The 16,439-nt window shown below is 66.4% G+C and carries 12 protein-coding genes; 4 read left to right on the forward strand and 8 right to left on the reverse strand.

All coding sequences use genetic code 11. The features are described from left to right. The 6 genes from SPYCA_RS19275 to zwf form a co-directional block, all read right to left on the reverse strand. The gene (locus SPYCA_RS19275) at positions 1-168 is read right to left on the reverse strand and encodes a hypothetical protein (protein WP_172595047.1); all 168 of its coding nucleotides are present in this window, start codon (positions 166-168) and stop codon (positions 1-3) included. Then, positions 165-2,501 (reverse strand): glycerol-3-phosphate 1-O-acyltransferase, encoded by a 2,337-nt coding sequence (locus SPYCA_RS11395; RefSeq protein WP_120220504.1) that lies wholly within the window; start codon positions 2,499-2,501, stop codon positions 165-167. The genes SPYCA_RS19275 and SPYCA_RS11395 overlap by 4 nt, the downstream gene beginning before the upstream one ends. Before the next feature lie 122 nt (positions 2,502-2,623). Continuing rightward, positions 2,624-4,186 (reverse strand): HAD-IB family hydrolase, encoded by a 1,563-nt coding sequence (locus SPYCA_RS11400; protein ID WP_120220506.1) that lies wholly within the window; start codon positions 4,184-4,186, stop codon positions 2,624-2,626. A 104-nt stretch (positions 4,187-4,290) separates the two neighbouring features. After that, complete coding sequence (gene eda, locus SPYCA_RS11405; RefSeq protein WP_120220508.1) at positions 4,291-4,911, reverse strand: bifunctional 4-hydroxy-2-oxoglutarate aldolase/2-dehydro-3-deoxy-phosphogluconate aldolase; 621 nt, start codon at positions 4,909-4,911, stop codon at positions 4,291-4,293. A 100-nt stretch (positions 4,912-5,011) separates the two neighbouring features. After that, positions 5,012-6,853, reverse strand: a complete 1,842-nt coding sequence (gene edd, locus SPYCA_RS11410) for a phosphogluconate dehydratase (RefSeq protein WP_120220510.1) — start codon at positions 6,851-6,853, stop codon at positions 5,012-5,014. Positions 6,854-7,048: 195 nt separating this feature from the next. Further along, on the reverse strand, positions 7,049-8,452 hold the full coding sequence (zwf, locus tag SPYCA_RS11415) for a glucose-6-phosphate dehydrogenase (RefSeq protein WP_232003672.1): 1,404 nt from the start codon (positions 8,450-8,452) through the stop codon (positions 7,049-7,051). 269 nt (positions 8,453-8,721) lie between these two features. On the opposite strand from zwf, the gene glpD reads away from it, so the two are divergent. From glpD to mobA, 3 genes are all read left to right on the forward strand, one after another. Continuing rightward, positions 8,722-10,221: a glycerol-3-phosphate dehydrogenase gene (glpD, locus tag SPYCA_RS11420; RefSeq protein ID WP_120220513.1), complete on the forward strand. Its 1,500-nt coding sequence runs from the start codon at positions 8,722-8,724 to the stop codon at positions 10,219-10,221. Positions 10,222-10,479: 258 nt separating this feature from the next. Beyond that, positions 10,480-11,283, forward strand: a complete 804-nt coding sequence (gene fdhD, locus SPYCA_RS11425; RefSeq protein WP_120220515.1) for a formate dehydrogenase accessory sulfurtransferase FdhD — start codon at positions 10,480-10,482, stop codon at positions 11,281-11,283. Further along, positions 11,280-11,792, forward strand: a complete 513-nt coding sequence (gene mobA, locus SPYCA_RS11430; protein ID WP_120220517.1) for a molybdenum cofactor guanylyltransferase — start codon at positions 11,280-11,282, stop codon at positions 11,790-11,792. The genes fdhD and mobA overlap by 4 nt, the downstream gene beginning before the upstream one ends. A gap of 153 nt (positions 11,793-11,945) precedes the next feature. Here the strand turns inward: mobA and SPYCA_RS11435 are convergent, their stop codons facing one another. Both SPYCA_RS11435 and SPYCA_RS11440 read right to left on the reverse strand, forming a co-directional pair. Continuing rightward, positions 11,946-14,216 (reverse strand): FdhF/YdeP family oxidoreductase, encoded by a 2,271-nt coding sequence (locus SPYCA_RS11435; protein WP_120222299.1) that lies wholly within the window; start codon positions 14,214-14,216, stop codon positions 11,946-11,948. A 121-nt stretch (positions 14,217-14,337) separates the two neighbouring features. Then, on the reverse strand, positions 14,338-15,039 hold the full coding sequence (locus SPYCA_RS11440; RefSeq protein ID WP_120220518.1) for an extensin family protein: 702 nt from the start codon (positions 15,037-15,039) through the stop codon (positions 14,338-14,340). A gap of 171 nt (positions 15,040-15,210) precedes the next feature. Between SPYCA_RS11440 and SPYCA_RS11445 the strand changes: the two genes are divergently transcribed. Then, positions 15,211-16,335, forward strand: a complete 1,125-nt coding sequence (locus SPYCA_RS11445) for a phosphoserine transaminase (RefSeq protein ID WP_120220520.1) — start codon at positions 15,211-15,213, stop codon at positions 16,333-16,335. The last annotated feature ends 104 nt before the right edge of the window (positions 16,336-16,439 follow it).

Raw genomic sequence — 16,439 nt, forward strand, 5'->3', positions numbered from 1 at the left:
TTAGTTGCTTTCCCGATCCGCGATACAAAACACATTGTCATTGCGAGGAGCCCCCGACTTGATCCAGGGCGACGCGGCAATCTCCAGCTTGCGAGGTTGCGCGACTTCGACGGCTGGAGATTGCTTCGCTTCGCTCGCAATGACGAACTTGGGGTGCTGCATCGTCATTCCCCCGCCCCCACCAACCGGTCCGCGAGTGCGACCGTCGACAGCCGCATCGTTTCCATCACATTCGCCAGCCCGCGCAGTTCCACCAGCAGCGCGCGGCGTTGCGCCAGAACCTCCGGCGTCGCCTCCCCGGCGAGCCCCATGTGGCGCATCAGCGACAGGCCGTTGGCGAAGAGCAATTTTCCGATCGCCGCTTCGCTGCTGATCCGGCGAAGGAGCCACGCCTGCCGCCCTTCGACCAGCGCGGCGTCGAGGAGTGGCTTTTCGTCGACCGTTTCACCGGGCCTTGCGCGGGCGAGCAGGTCGGCGACGACCGAATAGGCCTCTGCGAAGGGCAGCAGGATCGCGTGGCCGACGACCGGCTGGCAGCGGCGGATGAGCTGCGCGATGCCGCGATCGCCGCTCGCGAGCCGGCGGTCCCACACGGGGTCGATGCGGGCAAGCTCGGCTTCGATCGCCGCGCGATGCTCCTCGCGCGGCGGGTAGAAAAACTCGAACTTGAACAGGTCGCGCAAACGGTCGATCCTGCCCCAGAAGGCGGCGGTGGCATCGCCGCTGTCGGCGTCGCGCAGCTCGAAGAGCGCAAGCTCGATCATCGCGCGACCCAGGAAATGATGCGCGATGATGTTGCGGTAATAGCTTGCCATCGGATGCTTGGCGGGGTCGATCGAATAGATGGTCTCGCTCCCCGCTTCGTAGCGCGCGAGCAGCCCGCTGGCGACGAGCGTGTCGACGGTCGCCGACAGCGCGGCGTCGCCGCTTTCAAGCTCCTTGCTGAGCCGGATCCCCCGCGCCCGCGCCCAGGCGGTCACTGCGCCGATCGCGCCGAGCAGTTCGGCCGAGGTCGCGCCACGCGGCGCCATGCCGAGCAGGATGAGGCACATTACCGAGGTGACAGTGAGCGGCGTGACGCGGTTCGCCTCGACCGCGACCGCGAAGGCGATCCTTTCGAGCGCGCGCTTGTCATCAGGACCGGGCGCCTCGTCGATCACGACGGGGTCGCCGATGTCGAGGCGGATGCGCCCCGACGGTTCCTTCAGACTCTTCATATAGCCGATGAACCACGACAGGCTCTCGGGCTTCTTGTTCCGGCCCGTCTGCTCGGCGGCATATTCCTCGACATCGCGAATGAGGTCGAAGCTGGTGACGAAGGGGACGAAATGCACCCCGCGCGTCCCCGTCGCGTGCGCCGCGTCGAGGACATATTTCATCAGGCCATATTTGGGCGGCATCAGCTTGCCGAGACGCGAGCGCGTCCCCTCGAACGCCCAGCTCAAAGGGAAACGCTTGGCGAGCAGCCAGGCGATATAGTGGCGCAGCACGAGCTTGTAGACCGGCTGGTCCTGAAAGCTGCGCCGGATGAAGATCATCCCCGAGCGGCGAAAAAATTCGCCCATGATCGCGAAGTCGAGATTGGCGCCGCCAAAGCTGTGCAGCATCGGCAGGTCGTTTTCATAGGCGAGGCGGCTGGGCGTCGCGCCGTCGATATAGGTCTTGTGGGTGAAGAGGATGCAGGTGGGATGTTCGCGCAGGATGTTGCGAAGCTTCGCCAGCTCGGCGGCGTCAATCTCCATTTCAGGCGCATAGCCACCGAACATCATGCGGTCGAGCCGGGCGCGGAGGTCGAGGAAAAGCGCGCTGGGCCGTGCGATCACCTCCTTCATCAGCGGGCGCGCCTCGCGGTAGAGATCGGCAACCGGACGGCCGGTGGTTTCGGCGAGCTCGGCGAGCGCGGCGCGGAACTTGGGGCTGGTGCGCAGCCCATCGGCGACGAAGCGCGGCACCTTGTAGCGCGTGCCGCGAACGCCGCGCTCGGCGACGTCGAGCGCCAGCGCCGCCTGTCGCGCGACGAAGCGCGCGAACTCGGGGCTGTCGGCGCGCTCGCCGTCGCCGCCGCCGGTCTGTGCGCAGAAACGGATGCGCAGCGCGTCGAGCGTCGCCGCCTGCCCGACCAGAATCTGCGCGCGCCGCCGGTCGCGCAGCAGGATCAACCGCGCGCGCAAAGACCCCGGATGGCGCGGATCGCCGAAGATCAGGTGACGGAACTTGAGCGCGCGGCCCTTCTCGAAGCCGGGGATACGCCAGGCGACGCGCAGCGGCACGACGAGCCGCGACGGCGTGGCGCCGAGCCGCGCCTGCAACGCCTCGACGGGCAACGCGTGGTCGCCGTCCTCGATGTCGAGACTGGCCCAGGCAGGCTCTTCGTCGCCGCTCGTCGAATGAATCCAGTCGAGCAGGATGCGGCGTTCGACCCCATTGCGCGCGTCGATGATGTAGAGCCGGTCGGCCGCCGCGTCCGTCACGATCGGAGTGCGGGGCGAACCGTCGGCCACCTTCTAAAGAGCCTCCGCTTCATCCCCGCTCGTGTCGAGCGAAGTCGAGACACCCCGATGGCAAGCGCCCGGCCGATGGGCATCTCGACTTCGCTCGATGCGAACGGGAAGGGGATGTGCGGTCATGCCTTGGCGCCTTTTCCGGTTGCCTTCTTCTTCGGCGCGGCCCTTTTGTTGGCGGCCTTCTTCGGAGCCTTTTCCCCCCTTGCCTTGGCCGCAGGCTCCGCCGCCACCGATTCCGCAACGCTCTCCTCCACCTGCCCCAGCGTGCGCAGAAACATGTTCCGCACATCGCGGACGTGCGCGTTGACGGTTTTCGCACTCCACCCCGACGTGTCGACCGGCGGCAGCACGGTGACGCGCACCGTCGCGGGGCGCATCACGAACTCGTTCTTCGGCGCGACGTCGGAGGCGTTATGGATCACGATGGGGACGATCGGAACGCCCGCCTGCATGGCCAGATGGAACGCACCCTTCTTGAAGGGTTCGAGCTTGGGCGTCAGGCTGCGCGTGCCTTCGGGGGCGATGCAGATCGACTTGCCCTCTTCGCGGATCGCGTCGATCAGCGGCTCCATCGCCTTGATCGCGCTCTTGCCGTCGGCGCGGTCGACGAAGACGGTGCCGCCCCATTCCATCAGCTTGCCGAGGATGGGGATGTCCCTGATCTCCTTCTTGCCCACGCCGCCCATGTCGCGGCGGATGAGCTTGGCGAGGATCATCACATCGGCCTTGCTCTGATGGTTGAAGATGAAGACGCAGGGGCGCGACGACCAGAGGTGGCGCTCGCCCTCGACCTCCAGTTCGACGCCGGTGATCGCGGTCGCGAAATCGCCGAACAGCCCCATCGAGAAATTGACCGCCTCGCGCTGCGAGCGGGTCAGCGCCCAGATCGGCAGGCCCGCGGCGAAGGCGCCGACGAGCGAACCGGTGGCATAGATGGTGCGCGTATAGTCGATCCACGATGGCGTGCCGCGGCTGGCGAAACGCTGCACCGGCCAGTTCCGTTCGTCGGCGATGGCTTTCAGCTTCATGTTCGGGTTGAGCGGGCGCGGCTTGCCGACGCGCTCCAGAAGCTCGATGTCGTCGTCGCTGTCCGAATAGAAAAAGCTCTGGTCCAGATCGAGGCCATGTTCGGCAGCGAGCTCCTCGGCAGCGAGCACCTTGCCCTCGCCGAAACAGAGCGGCCGGATGATCTCGCCCGTGAACACCCCATCCTCGATTTCGTAGGAGGAGCATTTGATATCGGTAATGCCAAGGTCGCGCGCGGTCGGTTCGATCTGGTAGATCGTCGCCGACGAGATGATCGCGACGCGATGGCCCTTGGCTTGATGCGCTTCGATGATCGCGCGTGTTTCGGGGTAAATCTTGCGCGCGATATGTTTCCGGTAAAGCTCTTCGCCAAAGTCGATGAAGCTTTGTTCGTCGACGCCCTTCATGAATTTGGCGGCGGCGGTCATCAGCCCCGAAAAGCCGATCTGCCCCAGGCTGTGCTGCGCGATCACCTGCGCGGTTTCGGCAATCTCCTCGACCGACATTTCGCGGCGCTGGAACTTTTCGCGCAGCATAGCCGTCGCCGAATAGCCAGCGATGATCGTGCCGTCGAAATCGAAAAGCGCGGCAATGTGCGATCCAGGCTCGGACGCGAGCACTTCGTCCAGATGCGGCTGCGGTCTTGGCACGCACATCTCCCCACAGGCGGCTATATTGCCGCTTATCCCTGCACGATGACAGGTAAGATGGGGTTAATCAATGCGTCCAATTCGTCGCCCCCCGAAGGCGGGGGCGACGATCACGGGCGAAGCGCCGCCGCTTCGCGCGCCAATGTTTCGATCCGCACCGGATCGAGCGGCCCGGCGGGCACCACCCAGCTGCCGCCGACGCAGCGCACGGGTTCGAGCGCGAGCCATTCGGGCGCGGTCGCGGCGCTGATGCCGCCGGTCGGGCAGAAATTGACCCCGCCGAACGGCCCCGCGAGCGCTTTGAGCGCCGGGATGCCGCCGCTTGTCGCCGCGGGGAAAAATTTGAAGCTGTCGAGGCCCATGTCGAGCCCCATCATGATGTTCGACGCATTGGCGACGCCGGGCAGGAAGGGAATGCCGCTCGCCACCGCGGCTTCGCCGAGGCTGTCAGTGAGGCCGGGTGAAACGATGAATTGGGAACCGGCGTCCAGCGCATCCTTGAGCATCCGGGGATTGAGCACCGTCCCCGCGCCGACGACGGCGCCGGGCACCGCCTTCATCGCGCGGATCGCGTCGAGCGCGGCGGGGGTGCGCATCGTCACTTCGAGCACCTTGAGCCCGCCCGCGACGAGCGCCTCGGCCATCGGCACGGCGTCCTCGACGCGGTCGATGACGATCACCGGGATCACCGGCGCGAGGGTCATGATCTGCTCGATACCGCTGTTGGACATTCCATCTCTCTTTCATCGTCATCCCGGCGAAGGCCGGGATCCCACCCTATCGTCATGTCGCACCGTCGAGATCCCGGTCTTCGCCGGCATGACGGGAAAGTCAAAGAACTTGCTCCATCGCCGCCAGGACCGCCGATCCGCCCTTCTCCGCCTCGTCGGCATGGTGGCGGAACAGCGCAAAGAGTTCGCGGCCGACGCCAAGCGCGGGCGGCGGCGCGGCGGCGGGCTGGCGCGCGGCCCATTCGGCTTCGTCCACCAGCGCCGCGACTTCGCCCTTCACCGCGCAGACGCGCACGATATCGCCGTCCCGAAGACAGGCGAGCGGGCCGCTGACCCCGTCGGGTCCGGGCAGCGCCTCGGGCGACAAATGGATCACCGCGGGCACCTTGCCGCTGGCGCCCGACATGCGGCCGTCGGTGAGCAGCGCGACGCGATACCCCTTGTCCTGCAACACGCCCAGGGCAGGCGTCAGCTTGTGCAGTTCGGGCATACCGTTGGCGCGCGGCCCCTGAAAGCGGACGACGACGACGACGTCGCGATCGAGTTCGCCCGCCTTGAATGCGGTCAGCACCTGATTCTGGTCGTCGAAGATCCGCGCCGGCGCCTCGATCGTCCAGCGATCCTCGGCGACCGCGCTTGTCTTGATGATCGCGCGGCCAAGATTGCCCGCCAGCAGCCGCATCCCGCCGTCGGGCGAGAAAGGCGCCGAAACGGGGCGCAGCATCGTATCGTCGCGGCTTGTCGCAGGTGCGGCCTGCCACTTCAGCGCTTCGTCGACCAGCACCGGTTCGTTGGCATAATCGGCCATCGTCCCACCGACCGTCAGGACATCGCCGTGCAGCAATCCGGCCCCCAGCAGTTCGCGCACGACGAAGCCGATTCCGCCCGCGGCGTGGAAATGGTTCACGTCGCCCGCGCCGTTCGGATAGACGCGCGCGAGCAGCGGCACCGCATGGCTCAGCTCATCGAAATCCTGCCAGTCGATGACGATCCCCGCCGCGCGCGCAATCGCGGGCAGATGGATCGCGTGATTGGTCGACCCGCCCGTTGCGAGCAGCCCGATCGCGGCGTTGACGATTGCCTTTTCGTCGATACAGCGCGCCAGCGGGCGGTAATCGTCGCCGTCCCAACCGATCTGCGCGATGCGGTGCGTCGCGGCGCGCGTGAGTTCCTGCCGCAATTTGGTGCCGGGGTTGGTGAAGGCGGCGCCGGGGATGTGCAGCCCCATCAGCTCCATCATCATCTGATTCGAGTTCGCGGTGCCGTAAAAGGTGCATGTGCCCGCGCCATGGTAACTCGCGGCCTCGGCTTCGAGCAGCTCGTCGCGCGTCGCCCTGCCCTCGGCATAGAGCTGGCGGATACGCTGCTTTTCCTTGTTCGCGAGGCCCGAGGGCATCGGCCCGGCGGGGACAAGGATCTGCGGCAGATGGCCGAAACGCAGCGCGCCGATGAGCAGGCCGGGAACGATCTTGTCGCAGATGCCGAGCAAAAGCGCGCCCTCGAACATCGCGTGGCTGAGCGCAATCGCGGTTCCCTGCGCGATATTGTCGCGGCTGAACAGCGACAGGTCCATGCCCGCCTGGCCCTGCGTCACGCCGTCACACATCGCCGGAACGCCGCCCGCGACCTGCGCGGTCACGCCGACCTCGCGCGCGAAGAGTTTGATCTGTTCGGGATAGCGGCCATAGGGCTGATGCGCCGAAAGCATGTCGTTATAGGCGGTGACGATGCCGATGTTCATCGCCGCGCCGGCGCGGATGACGGGCTTGTCGTCGCCCGCCGCGGCAAACCCGTGCGCAAGGTTGCCGCAAGAGAGGTTGCCGCGGTTGGTGCCCGCGTCGCGCTGGCGGTCCATCAGGTCGAGATAGGCGGCGCGGCGGGGAGCGCTGCGCGCGATGATGCGGTCGGTGACCGCGGCGATGGTGGGGTGGAGGGTTGTCATGACAATTCCAAAACCCTCTCCCCTTGGGGGAGAGGGATGCGCAGACTTGCGAGCTTGCTCGCTAGTCGAAGCTGGGTGAGGGTGTGAACGGCAGCGGCGAAAGCGACGGCAGCGACCCTCATCCAACTTCGCCTAGGCGCTGCGCGCCAAGGCTTCGTATCCTTCTCCCCCAGGGGGAGAAGGTTTTCGGTAAGCTCAATCATGCCAGCTCGCCCCGTCGCGTTCGATCAGCGCGATCGCGCTCGAGGGCCCCCAGCTGCCCGCGGTGTAGCTTTGCGGTGTCATGTCGACCTGATCCCAGGCATCGCGGATCGCGTCGATCCATTCCCATTGCGCCTCGACCTCGTCGCGACGCACGAAGAGGGTCTGGTCACCCTCGATGAAGTCGAGCAGCAGGCGTTCGTACGCGATGCGTCGCCGCTCACCCGCAAAGCTGTGCGAGAGCGAGACGTCCATCGTCACTTCCTTGAGCTTCACCCCGTCGCGGTCGAGGCCCGGCTGTTTCGCCATCACCTTGACGCGGATGTTTTCCTCGGGCTGAAGGTTGATGATCATCATGTTCGCGTCGAGCTTGCCCGCGCCGACGCGCGCGAAGATGTTGTGCGGCACAGGTTTGAACTGGATCAGCACCTCGGACTTGCGCTGCGGCATCCGTTTACCGGTGCGCAGGTAGAAGGGCACGCCCTTCCACCGCCAATTGTCGATAAAGGCTTTCAAAGCGACGAAAGTTTCGGTGTTCGAGGGATTGCCCAGTTCGTCGGCATAGCCCGCAACTGCGGCGCCGTTCACCGCGCCGCTGCTGTACTGCCCCTTGACGCTGTGCGCCTTCACATCCTCTGCGCGCATCTTGCGCAAGCTGCGCAGCAGCTTGACCTTTTCATCGCGCACCGCAGTTGCGCTGACGCTCGACGGCGGCTCCATCGCGATGATCGCGAGCAGTTGCAGCATATGGTTCTGGACCATGTCCTTCAGCGCGCCGACGCCGTCATAATAAGAGACGCGGCCTTCGAGGCCGACGGTTTCGGCGACGGTGATCTGGACATGGTCGATCGCCTGCGCATTCCACAGCGGCTCGAACAGCATATTGGCAAAGCGCAGCGCGAGCAGGTTCTGCACCGTTTCCTTGCCGAGATAATGATCGATGCGGAACACGCGCTCCTCGGCAAAGGCGTCGCCGACCTGGGCATTCACCTCCCGCGACGAGGCGAGGTCGTGGCCAATCGGCTTTTCCATCGCAATGCGGCATTCGGCGCAGGCGATATTCGCCGCCTTCAACCCCTGCGCGATCGGGCCGAACATCGACGGCGGGGTCGAGAGATAGACGCCAATGGGTCGGTTCATGCGGTCGCCGAGCAAGGCCGCGAGGTCGTCATAGCCGGTGCCCGAGCCGGCATCGATCGCGCAGTAATCGATGCGCGCAAGGAAGCTGTCGACGGTCGCGGCGTCGATGCGGTCGGCGGGCAGATGCTCGGTCAAGGCGGCGCGGACCTGCGCGCGAAAGGCCTCGCGGTCCATCGCCGAGCGCCCCGACCCGACGATTGTCAGCGTATCGGCGAGCAGGCCGTCCATGTGGAGATTGTAGAGCGAGGGGAAGAGCATGCGCTGCGCAAGGTCGCCCGTCGCCCCGAACAACACCAATGTTTCGACTTTGACGCTCACATTCGTCCCCTTGGATAACAGGTGAGAAGTGGAGGATGCGCCCGGCGAATGCAACGCGCATACGTAAGCCGCATATCGTCATTGCGAGGAGCCGAAGGCGACGAAGCAATCTCCAGCTATCATTCGCCCTCGCCGATGGCTTGAGATTGCTTCGCTCCGCTCGCAAAGACGATTCCATTCGATGCCGTCCGGCTTTAAGAAGCCACGCCATGACCGAACCGCCTCAACCCTATGATGTCATCGTCGTCGGCGGCGGGGTGAATGGCGCGGGCGTCGCGCGCGATGCCGCGGGGCGCGGGGCGCGCGTGCTGCTGCTGGAAGCGAATGATTTGGCCGGGGGCACCTCGTCGAAATCGACCAAGCTGATCCACGGCGGGCTGCGCTACCTTGAACATTATGAGTTCGGCCTGGTGCGCGAGGCGCTGAAGGAACGCGAGACGCTGTGGGGCATCGCACCGCACATCATCCACCCGATGCGCTTTGTCCTGCCCTATCGCGACGGGCTGCGCCCGCGCTGGCTGCTGCGATTGGGGCTGTTCCTCTATGACCATATCGGCGGGCGCAAGAAGCTGCCCGCAACACGCTCGGTCGACCTCAGGCGCCATGCCGCGGGCGCGTCGTTGCAGCCGCATTATGTCCATGGCTTTGAGTATTCGGACGGCTGGGTCGACGACGCGCGGCTGGTGCTGCTCAACGCGCGCGACGCCGCCGACCGCGGCGCGCGGGTCCGCACGCGCACGCGCGCCGAGATGCTGCGCTGCGAGGAGGGGCAGTGGGTGGTCGAGGCGGCGGACGATCAAGGGCATCACTATCGCTTCACGGGGCGCAGCGTGGTGAACGCCGCGGGGCCGGCGGTGCTCGACCTCCTGAAACGCGCCGATGTCGAGCCCGACCATCAAATGCGCCTCGTGCGCGGGTCGCATATCGTCGTGCGCCGCCTGTTCGACCATGATTATGCCTATTTTTTCCAGTTGCCCGACGGGCGCATCTTCTTCGCCATTCCTTATGAGCAGGACTTCACGCTGATTGGCACGACCGACGTGGATCACGACGGACCCGCGAACGAGGCGCAGGCCAGCGAAGCCGAGATCGCCTATCTGTGCGAGGGCGCGAGCCTCTATTTCCGCGCGCCCGTCACCCCTGCCGACGTCGTGTGGACCTATTCGGGTGTCCGCCCGCTCGTCGAGGAGGGGTCGGGGCGGCCCGAGGCGGCGACGCGCGGATACCGAATTGACCTCGATCTCGCCGAAGGCGCGCCGCTGCTCACCATCTATGGCGGCAAGATCACCAGCTATCGCCATGTCGCCGAGGAGGCGGTCGACGCGCTGGCGCGCCACGTGCCCGCGCTGACGGGCAAGCATTGGACGGCGAAGGCGGCGCTGCCTGGCGGCGATTTTCCGGTAACGGGCGCCGCGGCGCTCGCGGCCGAATATCGGCTCGCCCACCCTTTCCTCTCCGCGACCACCGCCCGGCGCATCGCGCGCGCCTATGGCACCGAAGCGCGGCGCTGGCTCGGCGATGCCGGCGACTGGGACGCGCTCGGCGGCGAGATCGCCCACGGGCTCAGCGTCGCCGAGGTTCGCTGGATGGCCGAGCAGGAATGGGCGCGCACCGCCGAGGACATTTTGTGGCGGCGAAGCAAGCTGGGGTTGCTCTTCAGCGAGGAGGAAAAGGCGCGGCTGGTGGCGGTTCTAGGCGCGCTACGCTAGATTGTTGGCGCCTGGTCGCCCAAATCTTGTCCATTCCGCCGTTCGCATCGAGCGAAGTCGAGATGCCCTTGGCGTGGCGCGGTGTCGATTTGTGTCTCGACTTCAACCAAAGGTTGAAGTTTATCCTGAGCGCCTGCAAGGCAGTCGAAGGGCTCGACACGAACGGACAAAGGGGAACGTCTCGAAGCTACCCCAAAACCGCCACACCCCATCCAGCCGGGTTGAGACAAGCCCATGTCGATAGGCTATCGTGCACGCATGAATGGCGAGATGATCGACCTTCCCGTCCGCCGCCTCGGCCTTGGCGTACCCGGCGACGCCGCGATCGAGCGCTGCATCGCCGTCGAGGGGCCGGTGTCGGTGGAGGTCGGCGGCATGGCCTATGCGGTGATGATGGCGACGCCCGCCGATCTGGAGGACTATGCCGTGGGCTTCGCCTTGAGCGAAGGCCTGATCGCGGCGCCCGCCGACATCAGGCGGATCGACGTGCGGCCGATCGAGGGCGGCTGGGCGCTGCGGCTGTGGCTGACCGCCGAGCGCAACGCCGCGGCGCTCGAACGCGCGCGGACGCGGGTGAGCGAGAGCAGCTGCGGCCTTTGCGGGATTGCGAATATCGAGGAGGTGCTGCGTCCATTGCCGCCGGTGACCGCGCGCATCAGCGCCGACCGCACGGCCATCGCCGCCGCGCTGGCGGCGATAGAGGAACACCAACCGCTCGGCCGCGCAACGGGCGCCGCGCACGCCGCCGCCTTCTGCTCGCCCGCAGGCGCCATCCGGATGGTGCGCGAGGATGTCGGGCGGCACAATGCGCTCGACAAGCTGATCGGCGCGCTGGCGCGGGCGGGGATCGACGCGGGCACGGGCTTCATCCTGCTGTCGGCGCGGTGCAGCTATGAGCTGGTCGAAAAGACGGTGCGCGCGGGATGCCCGATGCTCGTCACCATTTCGGCGCCGACGAGCCTTGCCGCGGCGCGCGCGGCGGCGGCGGGCCTGACGCTCGTTGCGCTGGCGCGGCCCGACGCGGCGCTCGTCGTCGCCGATCCGCAAGGCATGATCGCATGAGGACATTGGGCGCGATCCTCGCTGGCGGAGCGTCGCGCCGCTTCGGGTCAGACAAGGCGCTGGCGATGCTCGACGGGCGCACGCTGCTCGACCATGCGCGCGCCGCGCTTGCCCCGCATTGCGACGCGGTGGTCATCGTCGGGCGTGCGGACGGCATCGCCGACTGGCCGCGCCCCGGCATGGGGCCGCTCGGCGCGATCGCGGGCGCGCTGGATCATGCGGCGGCGCAGGGGTTCGACCGGCTGCTGAGCGCGCCGGTCGATTGCGTGCGCCTGCCCACCGACCTTGCCGCGCTGCTGTCCCCTGCCCCCGCTTTCCTCGACAGCCAGCCGGTGATCGGGCTGTGGCCCATCGCGGCGCTGGACGATCTGCGCGCGATGCTGGAGGCGGACGGCGACCTGGCGATGCGCGCCTTTGCCCGCCGCATCGGCGCGCGCGCGGTGCCATGCGATTTTGCGCCGCCCAATATCAACAGCGTGGAGGATCTGGAGCGGCTGACGAAAGGCTGAACCGTTAGCGCCGGAAGGTCATGGCCTTTTATTAGTCGTCATTCCGGCACAGGCCGGAATCTCGCCCTCGCGTTCTGACGCAACGGCGAGATCCCGGCCTTCGCCGGGATGACGAGGAAAACAGGGCTATGTTTGTGTCTGAGCGGACACGCGCTAACCGGCCGCCACAACGCGCACGGGGATCGCCTTGGCGGCGGGGCAGCCGCTCACCCGGTCGTGGAAGGCGAGCGGGAGGAGCGGGTTGAGTTCGGGATAATAGCCCGCGACCGACCCCCGCGACATCGGATAGTCGATCAGCGTCAGCCCCTCGACACGCCGCGTCACGCCATCGCCCGCGATCGTTTCAAGCGCAACGCGCGCGCCCGCGGCGAGGCCGCGATCGACCCTGTCGTCGGCGTTGATCAAGAGCACCATCCGGTCGCCATGAACGCCGCGATAGCGGTCGTTGTAGCTGTAGATCGTCGTGTTGAACTGGTCGTGCGAGCGCACCGTCGCGAGGCGCAGCATAGAAGGATCATCGACCGCCGCATTCACCGCAAGGCCCGGCAGGACGAGGAAATTGGCCTTGCCGTTCGGCGTCGCCCAGACGCGGCGGCGCGGGGGAATGTCGAGGTGAAAGCCCGTCGGCGCCTGAATACGCTCCGAAAAACCTTCGTAGATGGCGGGATAGACCTGGGCGATCGCGTCGCGGATCGCGTCATAATCGTCGATATAGCGCGCCCATTGGGTCTTGCTGTCCGGCAGCGTCGCCATCGCCATGCGGCAGACGATCTCGACCTCCGACAAAAGATGCGCGCTCGCGGGGTCGAGCACGCCGCGCGAGGCGGTGACGTTCGACATCGAATCCTCGATCGTCACAAACTGTTCGCCCCTCGCGCTTTCGATCCGCTCGGACCGCGCGATCACGGGCAGGATCAGCGCGTCGCGGCCGTGGACGAGGTGCCCGCGGTTGAGCTTGGTCGCGATGCCGACCGTCAGGTCGAGCCGCCGCATTGCGGCATAAGCGCGGTCGGTATCGGGGACGGCGCGGACGAAATTGCCGCCGAGACCGATGAAGACCCTGGCTTCGCCCGCCAGCATCGCCTCGACCGCCTCGACGCTGTGATGGCCGTGCCCACGCGGCGGGTCGAAACCGAAGACATCGCGGACGCGGTCGAGATAGGCTGCCGACGGCCGTTCGTCGATGCCGACGGTGCGGTCGCCCTGCACGTTCGAATGGCCGCGGATCGGCGAGATGCCCGCGCCGGGCTTGCCGAAATTGCCGCGCAGGAGGAGCAGGTTGGCGATCTGCTGGACCAGTTCGGACCCGCGCTGGTGCTGCGTGACGCCCATGCCGTAGCAGATGATCGTCGCGTTCGAGCGGATATAGATGTCGGCGCAGCGGCGGATCTGCGCTTCGTCGATCCCCGCCGCGGCGGTGATCGCGTCCCACGACTGCGCCTCGACATCGGCGCGCAGCGCCGCGAGGCCGTCGGTATGGTCGGCGATGAAGCCATGGTCGAGCACCGCCTCGCCCGCGGCGTCGCGCTCGAACAATATCTTCATCATGCCCTTGAGCAGCGCCAGGTCGCCGCCGATGCGGATATGGACAAACTCGCTGCTGATCTCGGTCGAGCCGAAGGTCGCCATCTGGACCACGTCCTGCGGCTCGGTAAAGCGGATCAGCGCGCGCTCGGGCATCGGGTTGACCGCGACGATCGGCACCCCGCGCCTGCGCGCCTCGACGAGCGGGGTCATCATCCGCGGCGCGTTGGTCCCCGCATTGTGGCCGATCAGGAAAATCGCCTCCGCATGGTCGAAATCGTCGAGGATCACCGTGCCCTTGCCGATGCCGATCGACGGCGGCAGGCCGCGGCTCGTCGGTTCGTGGCACATGTTCGAGCAATCGGGGAAGTTGTTGGTGCCGAACTCGCGCACGAAGATCGAATAGAGGAAGGCGGCCTCGTTCGACGTGCGGCCCGACGTATAGAACTCGGCCCGGTGCGGGCTGTCCAGCGCGCGAAGATGGTCGCCGATCAGCGCAAAGGCCTCGTCCCAGCCGACCGGCACATAATGATCGGTGGCGGCGTCGTAGCGCATCGGCTCGGTCAGCCGTCCCTGCATCTCGAGCCAGTAATCGGACTGCGCCATCAGCTCGGCGACGCTGTGCTGCGCGAAAAAGTCGCGCGTGACGCGAAACTTCGTCGCCTCATGCGCGAGCGCCTTGGCGCCATTTTCGCAGAACTCGAGCTTTTTGGTGCAGGCCGCGTCGGGAAAGGCGCAGCTGGGGCATTTGAACCCGCCGGGCTGGTTCATCGACAACAGCGCGCGCGACCCCTTGGTCACGACGCTCTGTTCGAGCAGCACCTTCGCCGTCGCCGCCGCCGCGCCCCAGCCGCCGGCGGGGCGATCATAGCGTTTATAGCGGGGGCGCTTGCCAGCCATGAGCGCATTCAAGCACATCGCCCGGTGGCTGGCCACCGCTCTTTGAGCGCGGGGTGCATCGCCCGAACGATCAGCCTCGACAATCCCGTCATTCCGCCGAAGGCCGGAATGACGATCATGGTCAGCGGCAATAGCCGTTGCCGCTCATGTCGAAGTGGAAATGATCGTGATGGGCGGCGTTATAATCGGGGCCAAGCACGGTGCCGAAGCGGCGACACGCCGATTTGTGAAGCGCGCGAAGGAAATCCTGTGACGCCACGTCGCCCCTCCATCCGCCGCTGAGCAGGACGCGGCGCCCGTCGGCGAGCACGAAGCCCGACACGTCGATGGCGTTGGAATAGGCGTGCTGCGACAAGCGGCCCGACCGGCCGCCATAGATGTTGCGGCAGCTGTATGTTCCAAAGGTTTCGATCTTCACCACCTCGGTACCGAAATAGCGGCGCGCGGCGGGCTTCACGGCATATTGCGCCCAGGCCGCAAAATTGCGCGCGAGCGGACAGGTCATCGGCCCCAGGCCCGATACCGGAACGCCGACATCGAGAAGCTTCACCGAATCGATCGACGAACAGCCACCGCCATGGTCCTGATCGGGAAGCGGCGTGAAACGCACGCCGGCCTGTTTGAGATCGAACGCGCATTGCTGCGCCTCGGCGCTGGTGAAGGAAGGGGCGGCGGCGGCTTGCGGCCGCGCCGGTTTGGCGGCCGTGGTCCGGTTTCCACTCCCCTTTTTCATCACGTCGGGCGCACCGAAACAGGCCGACAGGGTCAGCGCGGCGGCGGCGGCGATGAGCGTCCGGGGCTTCAGAAGCGGCGCGAAGAACATGGGTGTCAAAATACCGACGAAATGGTGAACAAGCGGTATACCTTCGCGCCAATCGTCGGAAAAATTCGCGCGAGGGGCGCAATTTATTTGACAGGCGGCGCGCGCAGCCTAAACGCGGCGCCGGGCCACGCGGTCCCAACGCCGCGCGCGCTCTCTGCAAGGAGAGACTGAATGAGTGAAGTGACGACGCCTGAGGTGCGCCCTCAGCGCCCCTATTTTTCTTCCGGACCCTGCGCCAAGCCGCCGGTCTGGTCCCCCGACAAACTCGCTACCGAATCGCTCGGCCGTTCGCATCGCGCGAAGATCGGCAAGACGCGCCTCGCTTATTGCATCGACCTGATGCGCGAGATGCTGCAGCTTCCCGACACGCACCGCATCGGCATCGTACCGGGCAGCGACACCGGCGCCTTTGAAATGGCGATGTGGACGATGCTGGGCGCGCGGCCGGTTACCGCCCTTGCGTGGGAAAGCTTTGGCGAGGGCTGGGTTACCGATGCGGCGAAGCAGCTGAAGCTCGATCCCACGATAATCCGCGCCGATTACGGCCAGCTTCCCGACCTTGGCCAGGTCGACTGGTCGAACGACGTGCTTTTCACCTGGAACGGCACGACCAGCGGCGTGCGCGTTCCGAACGGCGACTGGATCGCCGCCGATCGCGAGGGGCTGAGCTTTGCCGACGCGACCAGCGCGGTATTCGCTTACGACCTGCCGTGGGACAAGATCGACGTCGCGACCTTCAGCTGGCAGAAAGTGCTCGGCGGCGAAGGCGGGCATGGCGTGCTGATCCTCGGCCCGCGCGCGGTCGAACGGCTCGAAAGCCATACGCCCGCCTGGCCGCTCCCCAAGGTTTTCCGCCTGATGTCGAAGGGCGCGCTCGCCGAGGGCGTGTTCAAGGGCGAGACGATCAACACCCCGTCGATGCTCGCGGTCGAGGATGCGATTTTCGCGCTCGAATGGGCGAGGTCGCTGGGCGGTCTCGACGGCCTGAAAGCGCGCAGCGACGCCAATGCCGCCGCGCTCGACAAGATCGTCGCGGAACGCGACTGGCTGAGCCACCTTGCCGCCGATCCCGCCAGCCGCTCGAAAACCTCGGTCTGCCTGTCGGTCGCGGGCGCCAATGCCGACTTCATCAAGAGCTTCGCCGGGCTGCTCGAAAAGCAGGGCGCGGCCTATGATATCGCCGGCTATCGCGATGCGCCTCCGGGGCTTCGCATCTGGTGCGGCGCGACCGTCGATACCGCCGATATCGAAGCGCTCGGCCCGTGGCTCGACTGGGCCTACGCCAGCCTCAAATAATTCGTGTGTCCCCGCGAAGGCGGGGACCATCACCTGCCGTTTCGTACCGCGACACCGGGAGCCGGGCTCCCGCCTTCGCGGGAGCACACAGAAGGTTTGAATCC

It is taken from the genome of Sphingopyxis sp. FD7 (assembly GCF_003609835.1).
Classification (GTDB): domain Bacteria; phylum Pseudomonadota; class Alphaproteobacteria; order Sphingomonadales; family Sphingomonadaceae; genus Sphingopyxis.

Coding starts and splice junctions, on each gene's coding strand:
- fdhD (WP_120220515.1), top strand. CDS start 10,480: ATGAATGGCGAGATGATCGACCTTCCCGTCCGCCGCCTCGGCCTTGGC.
- eda (WP_120220508.1), bottom strand. CDS start 4,911: ATGTCCAACAGCGGTATCGAGCAGATCATGACCCTCGCGCCGGTGATC.
- mobA (WP_120220517.1), top strand. CDS start 11,280: ATGAGGACATTGGGCGCGATCCTCGCTGGCGGAGCGTCGCGCCGCTTC.
- SPYCA_RS11435 (WP_120222299.1), bottom strand. CDS start 14,216: ATGGCTGGCAAGCGCCCCCGCTATAAACGCTATGATCGCCCCGCCGGC.
- glpD (WP_120220513.1), top strand. CDS start 8,722: ATGACCGAACCGCCTCAACCCTATGATGTCATCGTCGTCGGCGGCGGG.
- SPYCA_RS19275 (WP_172595047.1), bottom strand. CDS start 168: ATGACGATGCAGCACCCCAAGTTCGTCATTGCGAGCGAAGCGAAGCAA.
- zwf (WP_232003672.1), bottom strand. CDS start 8,452: ATGCTCTTCCCCTCGCTCTACAATCTCCACATGGACGGCCTGCTCGCC.
- edd (WP_120220510.1), bottom strand. CDS start 6,853: ATGACAACCCTCCACCCCACCATCGCCGCGGTCACCGACCGCATCATC.
- SPYCA_RS11445 (WP_120220520.1), top strand. CDS start 15,211: ATGAGTGAAGTGACGACGCCTGAGGTGCGCCCTCAGCGCCCCTATTTT.
- SPYCA_RS11440 (WP_120220518.1), bottom strand. CDS start 15,039: ATGTTCTTCGCGCCGCTTCTGAAGCCCCGGACGCTCATCGCCGCCGCC.
- SPYCA_RS11400 (WP_120220506.1), bottom strand. CDS start 4,186: ATGTGCGTGCCAAGACCGCAGCCGCATCTGGACGAAGTGCTCGCGTCC.